Raw genomic sequence first — 16007 nt, forward strand, 5'->3', positions numbered from 1 at the left:
GCTTCTTATTTATTGCTTGTTTGTTCAGCTTTATGTTCTACTTTTTCTTCGGTTAACGTACTATCAACCGGCAGTTCTGAAACAGCCTGTTCTGAAGGTAACTTCAATGTATACAATGCTGCATTCAACCGACGGATCTGATCTCGTTTCAATTTACCCGGATTATAGACAAACCCTTCTACAACTACTACACGAGCATTTGCACGGTCAACTCTCATATGCGATACAAACGGGCCACCCATTGCATCATTTTTCATTTCCCATAGTCCACGGGCCTCAAAAGCATAATTTCCCTTTACTGCTATATTTCTAACTTCAACAAATGCAGAATCAGCAGTTTCCATATACATACCTTCACGCTCTCCCGGGATATTCACTTTCATTACAGAATCACGTTTGTGTATGAAGTATGCTTTGGTGAAAGTATTTTCATCTCTGAACGGGAAAGTATACATCACAAAATTCATATCATTAAGGTTGGTAGAAGACCAAAAGAAATCTTTACCTTCTTTATATGATTCCATTTCAACAGGCATCCAGATATCACAGTCGAAAAGACTTCCTACCTTAGCAGAAATAGTCTGATTATGTTTTTTCTCTAATGTCTTTATCTCACGGTTCATTTCTGCCCGAGTAAAGAAATCGATAATCACATTTCCATTTTGAGAAACATAGTTTGCAAATTCTTCCTGATTTGGGGCCTGAATGACCATAATCATCTGAGGTGAAGCATATACATCACGCGAGTATTTGAACTTTACCTGAGTATACAGCTGCGGATTGATGTCTACCATAATTATATTACGGAACAGACGCATTGTCCGGTCATAATACGCAGTTCGCACTCTTGAGATACGGAAAGAGCGTTCCGGCTGAGGCAATCCTGGAACATCCGTGTCCAACACATGAAAAAGAGCACTATCCGGACTCATCCAACAGTCATCATCGGCAACAACCAAAATTTCATAAGGACGACCACTGGAAGCCGGAGTTATCAGACTTTTTCCTTCCCCTTTACAAGAAGCTAATGCTAGCACAACAAGTGCCAAACTCAGATAAAAGGCTAAACGCTTCATATTTTTTTCTTTTAGTTAGTTTCTTTATTTTTTTCAGCTTGCCGTTTCGCCGTAGACAGCATGCCACAAGCAGCAAAAATATCCTCTCCTCTCGATGCGCGAATTGTTGCAAAAACTCCATGCTGTGTCAAATAATCACGGAACGCAAGCATAGACTCCATATCCGTACCTTCCAAATCTACATTTGGGATAGCATGGAAACGTATCAAATTGATACGGCAATCCAACCCTCGTAAAAGCTTTATCAATTCTTTAGCATACAGCATACTGTCATTTACTCCCTTGAAAACGATGTATTCAAAAGACAAACGACGCTGTTTGCTAAAATCATAGCGCCTGAGAATATCAATAATTTCAGTAATAGAAAATGCTTTCTCGGCAGGCATCAGTTCTCTTCGCTGTGCAGGGAACGGAGAATGCAGGCTCACAGCCAAATGACAGTCACTTTCTTCCAAGAAACGCTCTAAGCCTTTACGCAAACCTACAGTAGAAACAGTTATACGTTTCGGACTCCAAGCATATCCATAATCAGCTGTAAGAATTTCAAGTGAACGTAATACCGCATCCAGATTATCAAATGGTTCTCCCATTCCCATAAAAACGATATTCGTAAGCTTATCACGTTCCGGAATAGAATAAATCTGATTCAGTATTTGAGTAGGTGTCAAACTATTCGTATATCCCTGCTTGCCTGTCATGCAAAACTTACAATTCATTTTACATCCTACCTGCGAGGAAACACATAATGTAGCACGGTCTTCGTCAGGAATATACACAGATTCAATGTAATCACCTTCAGGAGTACAAAACAAATATTTTACAGTCCCGTCTACAGAACGCATCTCATGAATCGGAGCGGTAACCCCTATCTCATAGTTTTCTTTCAGCCTTTCACGATTTTTCAGCGATAAGTTTGTCATATCATCTATTGAAAAGACTTTCTTATCGTATAACCATGCAACAATTTGTTTTGCCGTAAATCCAGGCATACCCAAACCATGCACAATACCTTGTATTTCGCTCAGTGTTTTCCCCAACAAGGGAATTTTTACATCAGCCATTCTTTCTTTGTTTTTGCACACGTTCTACAAATAATCTGTACAAAAGGATTCTCCATTCTATACAATTAGCGTACAAAGTTAGACAAAAATAAGATATATTCTCTATCTTTGCCACTATAAATGTATTAAATATGAATAAAACAATCACATGTTTCATTCCATACGGAAGTGAAAATCAAATTAATAAAACAATAAGACACCTACAGGAATGTTCTACAGTAGACAGGATATTCTTACTGCCAACATCTCCTGTTCCCAATTTGAGCTTACCCGATAAATGCTATATATTGCCGTCCTCAGCTCCCGAATCTGTTGAAAGATACAAGCAAGTTGCTCTTTATGCAAATACTCCTTTTACCCTTATCTGCACACAGGTACAAGATTTGGAATTTGGCTACATGGCATTAGAACGTATGTGCGACTACCTTTCAGCACCTCAATGCAGTATGGTATATGCAGACCATTACAAAACTATAAAAGGAGAACGGACACCTCATCCGGTTATCGACTACCAACTTGGAAGTGTGCGGGATGATTTTGACTTCGGCTCCTTACTCATGTTCCGTACCGATTATCTTAAAAGAGCAATCAACGAAATTGAGGCTGAAAAAGAGTACCAACATTCCGCATTATATGCTTTGCGATTAGCTCTTTCAAGATACGGAGAACTTACACACATACGAGAGTTTCTTTATACAGAAACCGAGATAGACTTACGAAAGTCAGGTGAAAAACAGTTTGATTATGTAGACCCGCGTAACCGTCAGGTACAAATCGAACGTGAAGAGGTTTTTACCCGGCATCTAAAAAAAATCGGAGCTTATCTTAAACCCAGCATGATGACAGTTGATTTAAAAGAAGGAGAATTCTCTCATGAAGCATCAATAATCATTCCGGTGCGCAACCGTGCACGCACAATAAACGATGCCATACGTTCTGTCTTAGAACAGGAAACTAGCTTTCCTTTCAATCTGATTATCATAGACAATCATTCTACCGACAGAACCAGTGAAATCATAGAACAATATAAAAATGACAATAGAGTTATACACCTGATTCCCGAACGAACCGATTTAGGTATTGGTGGATGCTGGAATCTAGGTATTAACCACCCACAGTGCGGTCGTTTTGCTATACAGCTAGACAGCGATGATTTGTACAGCAGTCCGCATACCCTACAAACCATCGTTGACAAGTTCTACAAGGAACAATGTGCAATGGTTATTGGTTCATACCGCATGACCGACTTTACGCTGCAAACCTTGCCTCCCGGAGTAATCGACCATAAAGAATGGACAGATGAGAACGGACATAATAATGCGTTACGCATCAATGGATTAGGAGCTCCCCGAGCATTCTTCACCCCATTACTGAGGAAAATTCGTGTACCAAACACCAGTTACGGAGAAGACTACGCTCTAGGACTTGCATTTTCACGCCAATATCGCATTGGACGTATCTATGATGTTCTTTATCTATGCCGTCGTTGGGAAGGAAACTCTGATGCAGCCTTAAGCATCGAAAAAATAAATCAGAACAATAATTATAAAGACAGTCTCCGTACACTGGAAATTAAGTTGCGTCAAGCAATGAATAAAAAAAGACAAGCAGGGGACCTCTTTATCGAAAACCAATTAGCAAAATGGCAGACAGCACGCACTAACCACGAAGCACTCAATCAAATAGAAACGCGTCGGTTCGAGTTAGCAGGAAATACGATAACTGTACAATTCAATCCAGCACGTGCTGTTTCTACATGCGCAAAAGTCGATAAATCATCTATAGAAGCACGAAAATGCTTTCTTTGTCCGGAAAACAAGCCCAACGAACAAGATGAAATAATCATTTCATTAGACGAACCGTTCAGCTTACGGATCAATCCATACCCGATACTTCCCGGACACCTTACCATTTCCAGTTTAAAACATCAGGATCAGGTATTGGCAGATAAAACGATACGTCAGCTTCCAGGAAAACTGATCAGCTGGCTGGAAGAATATTTTGCATCCGGTTATGTCCTATTTTACAATGGGGCTAAATGTGGAGCCTCAGCTCCGGATCATTTCCATTTTCAGGCAGTAAAACAAAGCGATGTGCCGGTCATCCAGCAATGGGAAAGACTCATGGAAACAGCTGTCAGAGAAAAAGAAATAAAAACAGAAAACGGTAACACTTATTCTTCTTTCCAAATAACCAGTTACATCTGTCCGATCCAAGTATTTATCTGTAATCATTCAGCAGATATATTACCTGAAATGATTAACCAATACTTAGAATCACTTCCTTTGCACGAGGGAGAAAGCGAACCCAGATACAATTTATTTGCATGGCAGGACAAACAAAGAGGGTTCACGATGGCTTATTTTCCACGAGAAGAACATCGCCCGGCCTGCTATACGGCAACAAGAGGAGAGCAACTGCTAGTCAGCCCTGGAGCACTTGACATGGCAGGTTTATTAGTAACTCCGCGTAAAGAGGATTTTGATAGAATAACCGAATCAGATATTACAAAGATATACAAAGAAGTAGCATACCATAATTAAACACATAGAGCATAATGAAAGAACCAGAAATAAGTGTGGGTATCGTCAATGCCCAAGAGATACATTTTACCCTTAATTCTCATTTCCTGGCAAAAGGTGAAACTGTAACCGGTAACCAAGTCGTATCTTTTAGTGAAGGAGGAATCCTATGGAATGGCAATGTATATCGAGAACTTACATTCACTCCTGTAGAAGATGAAGCCTCTTTCTCCTTATACGACGTAACGATTGGCATCAATTTCCATTGGGAGCGTCAGGAAACGCAGCATTTCAACGGAACTTTGAAGTTGGTTGTAGATGAAGGAAAAATCACAGCTATCAATATTTTACCGGCAGAAGATTACCTGATAAGTGTGATTTCTTCTGAGATGAATGCTACATCCTCTCCCGAGTTTTTAAAAGCTCATGCTGTAATTTCAAGAAGTTGGCTATTGGCGCAAATTGAAAAACGCAAAGCAATGAGCAAACACGATAACGGTTTTTTCTCCTTTATAAAGACTGACACTGAATACATCCGCTGGTACGACCGCGAAGATCATACTATTTTTGATGTCTGTGCAGACGATCATTGCCAGCGTTACCAAGGCATTACGAAGGCATCCAATAAGAATGTTGTAGAAGCGGTCAAAGCAACTCAAGGCCAAGTATTAATGTACAAAAACTGTATTTGTGATGCACGTTTCTCTAAATGCTGTGGAGGAGTCAGTGAGGTTTTCGATACCTGCTGGGAAGAGAAAAACTACCCTTATCTCAGTGCTATACGTGATACAAAAGAGGAGAGAAGTTTTCCTGACTTGACTCAAGAAAGTGAAGCTGAGAAATGGATTAAAAGTACCCCTGACAGTTTTTGCTACACTCATGATAAAAATATCATTTCACAGATACTTAACAACTACGATCAGGAAACAACCAATTTCTATCGCTGGAAAGTTCGCTATACTCAGGAAGAGCTTGCAGAACTGATTCGCAGCAATACAAAGAACGATTATGGAAAGATTGTCGATCTCATTCCCGTTGAACGAGGAAAATCAGGACGTATCTGCAAGCTGAAAATAGTAGGTACAGAAAAGACACTTATCATAGGCAAAGAACTGGAAATACGCCGTACACTCTCTCCTACTCACTTATTCAGTTCTGCATTTATCGTAGAAAAAGGAGAAACGGATGCCGAAGGAATACCTGCATGGTTCGAACTTACTGGTGCCGGATGGGGACATGGTGTAGGCCTTTGCCAAATCGGTGCAGCCGTCATGGGTGAGCAGGGCTATAATTACAACGAAATTTTGCTTCATTACTATAAAGGGGCAGATATAAGAAAACTGTATTAATATTTTCAATATGAAAAAACAATCTCCCTGGTCGTGGGTTCCAACGCTTTACTTTGCTGAGGGATTACCTTATATAGCAGTCATGACTCTGTCGCTTGTCATGTATAAGCGCATGGGAATTTCAAATACAGAAGTAGCTCTTTATACGAGTTGGCTGAACCTGCCATGGGTCATCAAACCATTATGGAGCCCGTTTGTCGATTTGCTCCGTACCAAACGCTGGTGGGTAACTCTCATGCAGCTATTTATCGGAGCAGGTCTTGCAGGTATTGCCTTTACTATACCTACCGAACATTTTTTCCAGACTACACTTGCCATATTCTGGCTCATGGCTTTTAGTTCCGCAACTCATGATATTGCAGCAGACGGATTTTACATGCTCGGCTTAACGACTCATGAACAGGCTTTGTTTGTCGGAATCAGAAGCACTTTTTACCGTATAGCAACCATTGCCGGACAAGGCTTACTGGTCATGATAGCCGGATATCTGGAAAAAACAACCGGAAGCATTCCCTACTCATGGAGCATCACGTTCCTCATCATGGCAGGAATATTTCTTGCGCTATGGCTCTATCATGCCTTTATTTTGCCACGTCCTGCAAATGACAAGGCAGCAGTAGAAACATCAGCCTCTGGACTACTTAAAGAGTTTTTGCTGACATTCCGCTCGTTTTTCCGAAAAGAGCAGGCTGGTATTGCTATATTATTCATGCTTCTGTACCGGTTACCGGAAGCACAACTGACTAAGATGAGCATTCCTTTCCTGCTTGATCCGGTTTCTGAAGGCGGATTAGGCATGACGACCGAACAGATAGGATTTACACAAGGTACAGTCGGCATTATCGGACTGATGTTAGGAGGTATATTGGGAGGTATGGCAGTCGCACGGCACGGACTGAAACAATGGCTATGGTATATGGTATGGGCTATCTCACTGCCCGACATTGTATATGTATTTTTAAGCTACTTCCCCGAAACGAATCTCTTATGGATAAACATATGCATCTTTATTGAGCAGTTTGGCTATGGATTCGGTTTCACTGCTTACACGCTTTACCTCATTTATTTTTCCCGAGGGACTCACAGTACCGCACATTATGCCATTTGTACAGCTTTCATGGCACTGGGAATGATGCTTCCAGGCATGATAGCCGGATGGATGCAGGAGCTTCTGGGATACCAGTACTTCTTCCTCTGGATCATGGTATGCTGTGCCGCAACCTTTGGTGTAACAGCTCTACTGAAAATAGATCCTGAATTTGGAAAAAAACAGACCGAATAAACAACTTCAATACACACCGACAAATAAGAAAAAACGTCACCGGAAAATTCGTAATTAATTTCCAGTGACGTTTTTTCTTATTCATGGCGATAAATTATACCATGTACTTATAAAATCATCAATTCTTCTTTTCCAGCTCCCGCAGGTTTTCCATTTTCTTAGTCTCCAAGAATTCATAGATGCCACACAAGTGTTCTTTCACACGCTGATTACCGAACTCGTATACCTTGGTAACCAATCCGTCAAGGAAGTCACGGTCGTGCGAAACAACAATCAGTGTTCCATCAAAATCCATCAGAGCCTGTTTCAGAATATCTTTTGTCTTCATGTCAAGATGGTTAGTCGGCTCGTCCAGAATAAGCAGGTTAACCGGCTCCAGCAGCAATTTAATCATAGCCAGACGCGTACGTTCTCCTCCTGAAAGTACCTTTACTTTCTTCATTGACTCTTCCGGTCCGCCAAACATAAACGCTCCCAGCAAGTCGCGTATCTTGTTTCGGATTTCCCCTTTTGCCACATCATCGATAGTCTGGAAAACAGTCAGGTTTTCATCCAGCAACGAAGCCTGATTCTGAGCGAAGTAACCAATCTGCACATTGTGTCCCAATGTAAGTGTTCCCTCGTGCTCTATCTCTCCCATAATACATTTCACAAGCGTAGACTTACCTTCTCCATTCTTTCCCACAAAAGCAACTTTATCGCCACGTTCTATGGTAAGATTTGCATTACGGAACACCACATGATCACCATAAGTTTTGCCTACTCCTTCCATAATAACCGGATAACTTCCGCTTCGGGGTGAAGGAGGGAATTTGAGTCGGAGTGCCGAAGTATCTTCTTCATCAACTTCAATAAGTTCCAGTTTCTCCAGCATCTTTACGCGACTCTGTACCTGAAGTGTCTTACTGTATGTTCCTTTGAAACGTTCAATAAAGTCTTTCGTTTCCTGAATCATCTTCTGCTGTTCTTCGTATTGCTTCATCTGCTGTTCACGACGTTCCTTACGCAATACAAGATACTGCGAATAGTTTACCTTATAGTCGTAAATACGTCCCATCGTCACTTCAATGGTACGTGTAGTAATATTGTCGACAAACTTACGGTCGTGACTGATAACTACCACAGCCTTGGCACTGTTAATCAGAAATTCTTCCAACCAGCCGATAGATTCAATATCCAGGTGATTAGTCGGCTCGTCCAGCAATAATACATCCGGGTTCTGCAACAGCAGTTTAGCCAGTTCGATACGCATGCGCCATCCTCCACTGAAATCACTGGTAGGACGGTTAAAATCCTCACGCATGAAACCCAGTCCGAGCAAAGCCTTCTCTACGTCCTCTTCAAAGTGAGTCATATCAATGGCATAAAACTTCTCGCTCATTGCCGCAACCTTTTCTATCAACTCCATATACGAATCGCTTTCGTAATCGGTACGGGTAGCCAGCTCGTTGTTCATGCGTTCTATCTCTTCTTCCATTTCACGAAGATGAGCAAAAGCCTGCGATGCTTCCTCGAACACCGTACGTCCATCCTCCGTCATCAGATGCTGAGGCAGATAAGCAATTACACAGTCTTTAGGAGCCGTCACCTTTCCACGGGTAGGCTGACGTACCCCTGCCAATATTTTCAATAAGGTCGATTTCCCTGCTCCGTTCTTTCCCATCAGGGCGATACGGTCTTTTTCATTAATCTGAAAACTAATGTCACTAAATAAGGTGGTTCCGCCAAATTCGACGGTAAGTCCATCTACTGAAATCATAAAATATTACGTATTAGTATATAAAATTACATCATCTATCTCAAAAGCCGAACTGCTCGGCCGGATTTTTTAATTGTCCGACGACCAGTCCCTTTAAAGAAACCATTTTCACTGACAACAGGTTTTCCGCTACAATGCTTTCCGGCGCACAATTACCCCAAGCTGACCATTTCCTGTAAAATCCGGACTGCTGAATCCACATCAGTAATATCTTTCACAATCATGCTGCGGCGTCCGTTCTGTTCACGCAAGTTGCATACTCTCGGATACTTTGCCATATAGTCGATTATCTTTCCAAAAGCGGCACTCTGATAATACGGACTGTCCGGATTGCTTACAAAATAAAGAATCATCTTACCACCTTTCAGTACAGCTTTTTCCACTCCCAAACGTTTTGCCAGGCGACGAAGAGGCACAATGCGAATCAACTCTTCCCCTTCAGGCGGAATCTTTCCAAAGCGGTCGACCAGACGTTCCTTGAAAGCCTCTACATCACGGTCGAGTTCCAGTTTGTCCAGTTCACGATAAAGCAACATTCGTTCACTGCTGCTTGGAATATATTCGTTAGGGAACAATAATTCCAAATCACTTTCTACAGTACATTCGTCCACGAAATCTTCGCCACTGATTTTTTCTTCTCCTGCTTTTATCTCGTCGGCATAAAGTTCTGCAAACTCATCATTCTTCAATTCGGTTACAGCTTCCGACAGAATCTTCTGATAGGTTTCATATCCCAAGTCTGCTATAAAACCACTTTGTTCAGCTCCCAGCATATTACCAGCACCACGAATATCCAAATCCTGCATGGCAATGTGTATACCGCTTCCCAAATCGCTAAAGTTTTCGATGGCTTGAAGACGGCGTTTGGCTTCGGGGGTAAGCGATGACAACGGAGGAGCCAGCAAATAACAGAAAGCTTTTTTGTTGCTTCGTCCTACACGTCCGCGCATCTGGTGCAAGTCACTCAACCCAAAGTTCTGTGCCTGATTAATGATAATCGTATTGGCATTCGGAATATCAATTCCACTTTCGATGATAGTAGTTGCAAGCAACACATCATAATCATAGTTTACAAAACCGAAGATTATCTTTTCCAGTTCTTCGGGCTGCATCTGTCCATGTCCGATACATACACGGCAATCAGGAATATTGCGCACAATCATTGCTTTCAGTTCCATCAGGTTCTGAATGCGGTTGTTCACGAAAAATACCTGTCCGTTCCGGCTCATCTCGAAGTTTATCGCTTCCGTTATTATCTCTTCGTTAAACGTATGCACCTCCGTCTGTATCGGATAGCGGTTGGGCGGTGGTGTCTGTATAACCGAGAGGTCACGAGCCCCCATCAACGAAAACTGAAGTGTACGCGGAATAGGTGTTGCCGTCATGGTCAGTGTGTCTACATTGACCTTTATCTGACGCAATTTTTCTTTTACACTTACTCCAAACTTTTGTTCTTCATCGATAATCAGCAAACCCAGATCATGGAACTTTACACTTTTACCGATAATCTTATGCGTACCTATCAAAATATTGACAGTACCAGCTTCCAACTCCTTCAGAATACGAGATGTATCTTTAGCTGTACGGGCACGGCTCAGATATTCTACCTTACAAGGCATCCCTTCCAGACGTTTACAGAAAGTCTGGTAGTGCTGATAAGCCAATACAGTAGTAGGAACAAGCACAGCAACCTGCTTATTGTCGGCCACGGCCTTAAATGCGGCACGTATGGCAACTTCTGTTTTTCCGAAGCCCACATCACCACACACAAGGCGATCCATCGGACGATCGCTCTCCATATCGGCTTTTACTTCCTGAGTAGCTTTCAACTGGTCGGGAGTGTCCTCATAGATAAAGCTTGCCTCCAGTTCATGCTGCATAAAACTGTCCGGACTATATTTAAACCCTTTTTCCTGCTTACGCTGTGAATAAAGTTTAATCAAATCACGGGCAATATCCTTAATCTTAGTCTTAGTACGTTCCTTGATCTTTTCCCATGCTCCCGTACCCAATTTACTGATACGAGGCTGTTCTCCTTCTTTTCCCTTATATTTGGAAATCTTATGCAGAGAATGAATAGAAACAAACACCACATCATCGTTCTGATAAACCAGCTTAATAACTTCCTGCGTTGTATTCCCGTTCGGGATGCGCACAAGTCCGGCAAACTTTCCGATTCCATGATCAATATGCACCACATAATCACCCGGTTCGAACATGTTAAGCTCTTTCAAAGAAAGTGCGACCTTACCACTTCTTGCCTTATCACTGCGCAGATTATATTTATGAAAACGGTCGAATATCTGATGATCGGTAAAAATACAGCAATGCAACGTGTGATCGACAAATCCTTCGTGCAAGGTACGGTCTACAGCTGTAAAATCTATCTTATCACCACGCTCACGAAAGATATCTGCCAGTCGGTCCGTCTGTTTTACACTGTCAGAACATATATAAATGGAATATCCCCGCTGTAAATAATCTGTCAATGAACTTGCTACCAAATCGAAATTCTTATGGAAAATAGGCTGTACAGACGTATTGAACTTCAGTGTAGCCTGAGGTGTCCCCGTTGCCTTGTGTCCGAAATCAATCCGCCGGAACTCCAGTGATTCTACCGTAAACTCAGCACCGTCTATCAGCTTCCGCTCCAGGTTCATCAACTCAGTCTGCTCTCCCTCATATGCGGTCAGTGCCTGAGGCGAGAGAGCCTCATCATGAATTATCTGGATACGTTCGCGTACCCACAATAAATCTTTTACCCATAAAACAGTTTCACGTGGAATAAAGCTCAGGAAACTGATATCGCCATCCATAGCCTGTGCCAGTTCCGGAACAATACTTACCGAATCTTTTTTCTCACGCGACAACTGGCTTTCTACCTCAAAGGTACGTATACTATCTATCTCATCACCGAAAAAGTCTACTCGGTAAGGATATTCAGAAGCGAAAGAATAGACGTCGATGATACTACCGCGTGTAGCGAACTGTCCCGGTTCATATACATAGTCAACATGCTCGAAGCCATAATCCGAAAGTGTTTTGGTAATTTCATCCGTATCAATGTGCTGTCCGACAGTCAGCTTCAGTGTTCTGTCACTCAGTATCTTCGGTGAAACGACCTTCTCGGCAAGCGCATCGGGATAAGTTACAACTGTTACTGGTTCATTCTTTTCCAGCCTGCTCAACACTTCAGTACGGAGTATTTCATTGGCTGCATCTTTTTGACCGTATTTAATAGCCCTGCGATAAGATGAAGGGAAAAATAAAATCTGTTCATCACCGTTCACCTGCACCATATCATGATAAAAATATCCGGCTTCCTCCTGATCATTCAAGACAAAAAGATATACGCCCGATACCGACTTGATAAAGCAGGAAGCAAACAACGATGCGCACGAAGCATGTGTTCCCTCTAAAAATACAGTACGGATATCATTATTTTTTAAAGTATTCGCCAATCCTTCCAAGGCCGGATGACGAGTATAACGCGATTGAAGTTCTGTTATTCCCATTGTTATCATCAATAGTATAGTCACATCTTCCTGACCTCGCCGGCAGAAGATTACTCATATAATAAACAATGCAAAATTATAAAATAATTTCAGTACAGAAGAATATAAACCCGAGCTTGAAGAAAAACAAAAGCTTTTTTAGATTTTCAAAATAAGAAATTTTATCCATAAAAACGGAAAGAATGAATAACTTTGCAGAAAAACCAATATCTTAACAACAAAAAGATAAATAAAGGAAATGACAAGGTTTAAGAAAATAGTAGCGGTAGACGAAACGCTGCTTAATGAAGAAGCCCTACAACAGCTGCAAAAGCTGGGAGAAGAAGTAGTGGTATATCATGATTTTCCACAAGACGAACATATCGTAACCGAGCGTATCGGTGATGCCGACTGCCTGTTAGTATCATTCCGTACACCTATCAGAAAAAGTGTACTCGATGCCTGCCGCAATATACAATACATAGGCATGTGCTGCACACTCTATAACCCGGAAAGCTGTAACGTGGATGTTATAGAAGCCCAACGAAGAGGAATTACCGTGCTCGGAGTAAAAGATTATGGCGACGAAGGAGTTCTAGAGTATGTAATAAGCGAACTGGTACGATTATTACACGGATTTGGAGGCATACGCTGGCGTAAGGAAAGTACTGAACTGACCAGACGGAAGATAGGAATCATCGGAATGGGTAAAACCGGACGAATGGTTGCCGATGCGCTGAAGTTTTTCGGAGCAGAAGTCAGCTACTTCAGCCGCCACAGAAAAGCAGATGCAGACAACGCCGGATTTGTGTACATGCCACTCGATGAACTGTTGGATAAAAATGAAATAATCTGCACATGTATTCCTCGTAACAATTATCTGCTGGAAAAAAGAGAATTTTCCATTTTAGGCAATAACAAAATTGTAGTGAATACTTCAGTAGGACCGACATTCGATGTTGCTGCCATGAAAGATTGGCTGAATGAGTCACCCGACAATTATTATCTTTGTGACGCGACAGGAATGGGCAACGTATACGAAGAACTGAAATCATGCAGTAATCTTTTATATACGCCCTATATTTCAGGAAAGTCCATACAAAGTGTCGAAAGACTTTCACAAAAAGCTTTGGCCAACATAGAGTCTTACCTTACGGCATCAGCCAATAATAAATAATACTTTAATATTATTCGACCTATCAACTATATGTACAACGACATCATTGAATTTCTTGATAACAAACGGCTTAAAGAAGCTCTTGTACAACTTACAGCTTTGGCGCATGAAGCAGACAACTGGCAATTAAGTTCTGAAATAGAAAGTTTGCAGACTACTTACAGTTATATGCTGCAATATGCGGCACAGGGTATGGAAGATCCGGAACGCAACAAATTATACCATCAGTTACTCCGTACAGCATACGAACTTGCCGACCGCACCGAAGCCACACGTAAATATCGTACTGGAACAGGATATATGCATGGAAAATATTACAGTTTTCAGCAAATTCCACCACATTCTTATCAGGAAATCTGTCTCAGTCTTGAAGCTTTCAGCGAAAATCTGGGAATGGCTCAGATAACAGTCATGGACGAAGAACGGCGTAGTGAAACAGTTAACAAGCTATATATCGAGCATGAAAAGTATGTTACTGAGTTATTCGATATAATATGGATTTCTACACATTGGACAGATGAAGACTTGTCGGGTGCAAATTCCATATTGGAATCACTGCTCGTTCCTGCCAACGATGTAGCTGTAATGATAAGTGCAGTCACTTTAAGCCTGATACAAGTATTCGACAGCCGGAAGTTCCAATTCCTTATTAAGGCATATCAGACACACAGCGAAACAATAGTTGTCCAACGTGCTTTGATTGGAATTGCTCTGACAGCCTATTATCAAGAAAAAAGGTTAAAGCTATATCCGGATCTGCAAGCAGCCTTATCATTACTAAGCGACTCTACCCCGATCATTAAGGAACTGAACAAACTTCAGACCCTCCTGCTCCTTTCCCGTGAAACGGAAAAGATAGAAAAGAAACTGCGTGAAGAAATTATACCCAACATGAAGATTTCTCCGGAAATGCTGAACCAAAATCAGAAAATCATTGATCTGGAGGATTTGGAAGACAAGAATCCTGAATGGGAGAAAGAGATGAAACGTGTCGAAGAAAGTATACGCGAACTGGGAGAGTTACAGCTGGAAGGAGCAGATACCTACCTGAGTGCCTTTGCCCAACTGAAATCGTATCCGTTTTTCCGTCAGGCAGCACACTGGTTTTATCCATTCGACCGCCAGCATCCTGACATTGTGAAACTATTCACCAATCACAAGTCCACAGAAGGCAAATCGCTTATAAATCTGCTTATGGAATCAACCATGTTCTGCAATTCGGATAAATATTCTTTCTGTCTTGCTTTAAAGGATATTCCCAAACAGCAATTAGAGATGTTTACGGCAGAAGCTACCGAACAAAACCAAATACTGAAAGAAGGAAGCGAACAATTTGCAGAAACAATAAAAGGAGAAAAAAAGCCAAGCAATATCAGCCGTCAGTACATACACGACCTGTACCGCTTCTTCAAGTTATGGATGTATCGCAGTGAAATGCACGATATCTTTACAGACGATTTGTCACTCTGGAAATGTGAAGCTCTGAAACCGTTGATGCATACTCCGGAAAACCTGAAACAAATAGCCGACTATTTATTTTCTAAAGACTATTTTCAGGAAGCATGCACGATATATTATGACGAATTATGCAACAAGGGAAAAGGCGATGCCGACTCCTGGCAAAAGGCCGGATTCTGCCTTCAGAAAATGAAAAAATACACCGAAGCATTGCAGGCTTACGCTCAGGCAGATTTATTGAAACCTGAACATATATGGACGTTAAAGCAAATGGCACAATGCCATAAGAAATTACATCATTATCAAGAAGCACTCGACTGTCTGTACAAAGTAGAAACAATGCAACCCGACAACTTGAATTTGCTTCTGCAAATAGGACAATGTCTTGCCAGCCTGCACATGTACGACAAAGCTTTGTCTTATTTCTTCAAAGTGGAATATATGGAAACTGCTCCGGCAAATGCACAAAGAGCCATCGGATGGTGTTATTTCATGACAGGAAAATATGCTGAAGCTGCCCGTTTCTTCGATAAACTGCAACAGGCTGACGAAGTGCTGACTTCCGACTGGCTGAATGCCGGACACGTATATCTGGCACAAAACAATATACCCAAAGCACTGGAATGCTACAGACAGGCAGAAAATCATTGCCAAAGTCACGATGAATTCATACAGCTTTACTTAGCAGACAAGGAAGCCTTGCTGCAACAAGGCATATCGGAAGATAATATTTATCTGGTTCCAGATATGCTCTAACACAAAAATCCCCTTCTTCAGTTTTGCTCAATACATGGAAAACCGAGGAAGGGGATTTTGTATCGTAATATTC

At 41.6% G+C, this 16007-nt stretch carries 9 protein-coding genes; 5 read left to right on the top strand and 4 right to left on the bottom strand.

Translation table 11 applies throughout. From position 1 onward, the window contains the following. Nucleotides 1–5 precede the first annotated feature (5 nt). Both BACCOP_RS07085 and rlmN read right to left on the bottom strand, forming a co-directional pair. Entirely contained in the window at nucleotides 6–1076 is a 1071-nt protein-coding gene (locus tag BACCOP_RS07085) for a DUF4837 family protein (RefSeq protein WP_007567700.1), read from the bottom strand. An 11-nt stretch (nucleotides 1077–1087) separates the two neighbouring features. Further along, on the bottom strand, nucleotides 1088–2137 hold the full coding sequence (rlmN, locus tag BACCOP_RS07090; protein ID WP_007567702.1) for a 23S rRNA (adenine(2503)-C(2))-methyltransferase RlmN: 1050 nt from the start codon (nucleotides 2135–2137) through the stop codon (nucleotides 1088–1090). A gap of 131 nt (nucleotides 2138–2268) precedes the next feature. Here rlmN and BACCOP_RS07095 point away from each other — a divergent pair, with 131 nt between their 5' ends. Genes BACCOP_RS07095 through BACCOP_RS07105 form a run of 3 tightly spaced genes read left to right on the top strand, consistent with a single transcriptional unit; the run spans nucleotide 2269 to nucleotide 7290 of the window. Continuing rightward, nucleotides 2269–4680, top strand: a complete 2412-nt coding sequence (locus BACCOP_RS07095; protein WP_007567704.1) for a DUF4922 domain-containing protein — start codon at nucleotides 2269–2271, stop codon at nucleotides 4678–4680. A 14-nt stretch (nucleotides 4681–4694) separates the two neighbouring features. Continuing rightward, on the top strand, nucleotides 4695–6008 hold the full coding sequence (locus BACCOP_RS07100) for a SpoIID/LytB domain-containing protein (RefSeq protein WP_007567706.1): 1314 nt from the start codon (nucleotides 4695–4697) through the stop codon (nucleotides 6006–6008). A gap of 10 nt (nucleotides 6009–6018) precedes the next feature. Continuing rightward, on the top strand, nucleotides 6019–7290 hold the full coding sequence (locus BACCOP_RS07105) for an MFS transporter (RefSeq protein WP_007567708.1): 1272 nt from the start codon (nucleotides 6019–6021) through the stop codon (nucleotides 7288–7290). Nucleotides 7291–7408: 118 nt separating this feature from the next. On the opposite strand, the gene BACCOP_RS07110 is transcribed toward BACCOP_RS07105, so the two are convergent. Together BACCOP_RS07110 and mfd are read right to left on the bottom strand one after the other, a co-directional pair. Further along, complete coding sequence (locus BACCOP_RS07110) at nucleotides 7409–9049, bottom strand: ABC-F family ATP-binding cassette domain-containing protein (RefSeq protein ID WP_007567710.1); 1641 nt, start codon at nucleotides 9047–9049, stop codon at nucleotides 7409–7411. A 152-nt stretch (nucleotides 9050–9201) separates the two neighbouring features. After that, nucleotides 9202–12564 (bottom strand): transcription-repair coupling factor, encoded by a 3363-nt coding sequence (gene mfd / locus BACCOP_RS07115; protein ID WP_040311905.1) that lies wholly within the window; start codon nucleotides 12562–12564, stop codon nucleotides 9202–9204. Between the two features lie 238 nt (nucleotides 12565–12802). Here mfd and BACCOP_RS07120 point away from each other — a divergent pair, with 238 nt between their 5' ends. Beyond that, nucleotides 12803–13720: an NAD(P)-dependent oxidoreductase gene (locus tag BACCOP_RS07120; protein ID WP_007567714.1), complete on the top strand. Its 918-nt coding sequence runs from the start codon at nucleotides 12803–12805 to the stop codon at nucleotides 13718–13720. A 30-nt stretch (nucleotides 13721–13750) separates the two neighbouring features. Further along, a complete protein-coding gene (locus tag BACCOP_RS07125; protein WP_007567717.1) occupies nucleotides 13751–15934 on the top strand; it encodes a tetratricopeptide repeat protein in 2184 nt (727 codons plus the stop codon). The last annotated feature ends 73 nt before the right edge of the window (nucleotides 15935–16007 follow it).

Source organism: Phocaeicola coprocola DSM 17136 (assembly GCF_000154845.1).
GTDB lineage: Bacteria > Bacteroidota > Bacteroidia > Bacteroidales > Bacteroidaceae > Phocaeicola > Phocaeicola coprocola.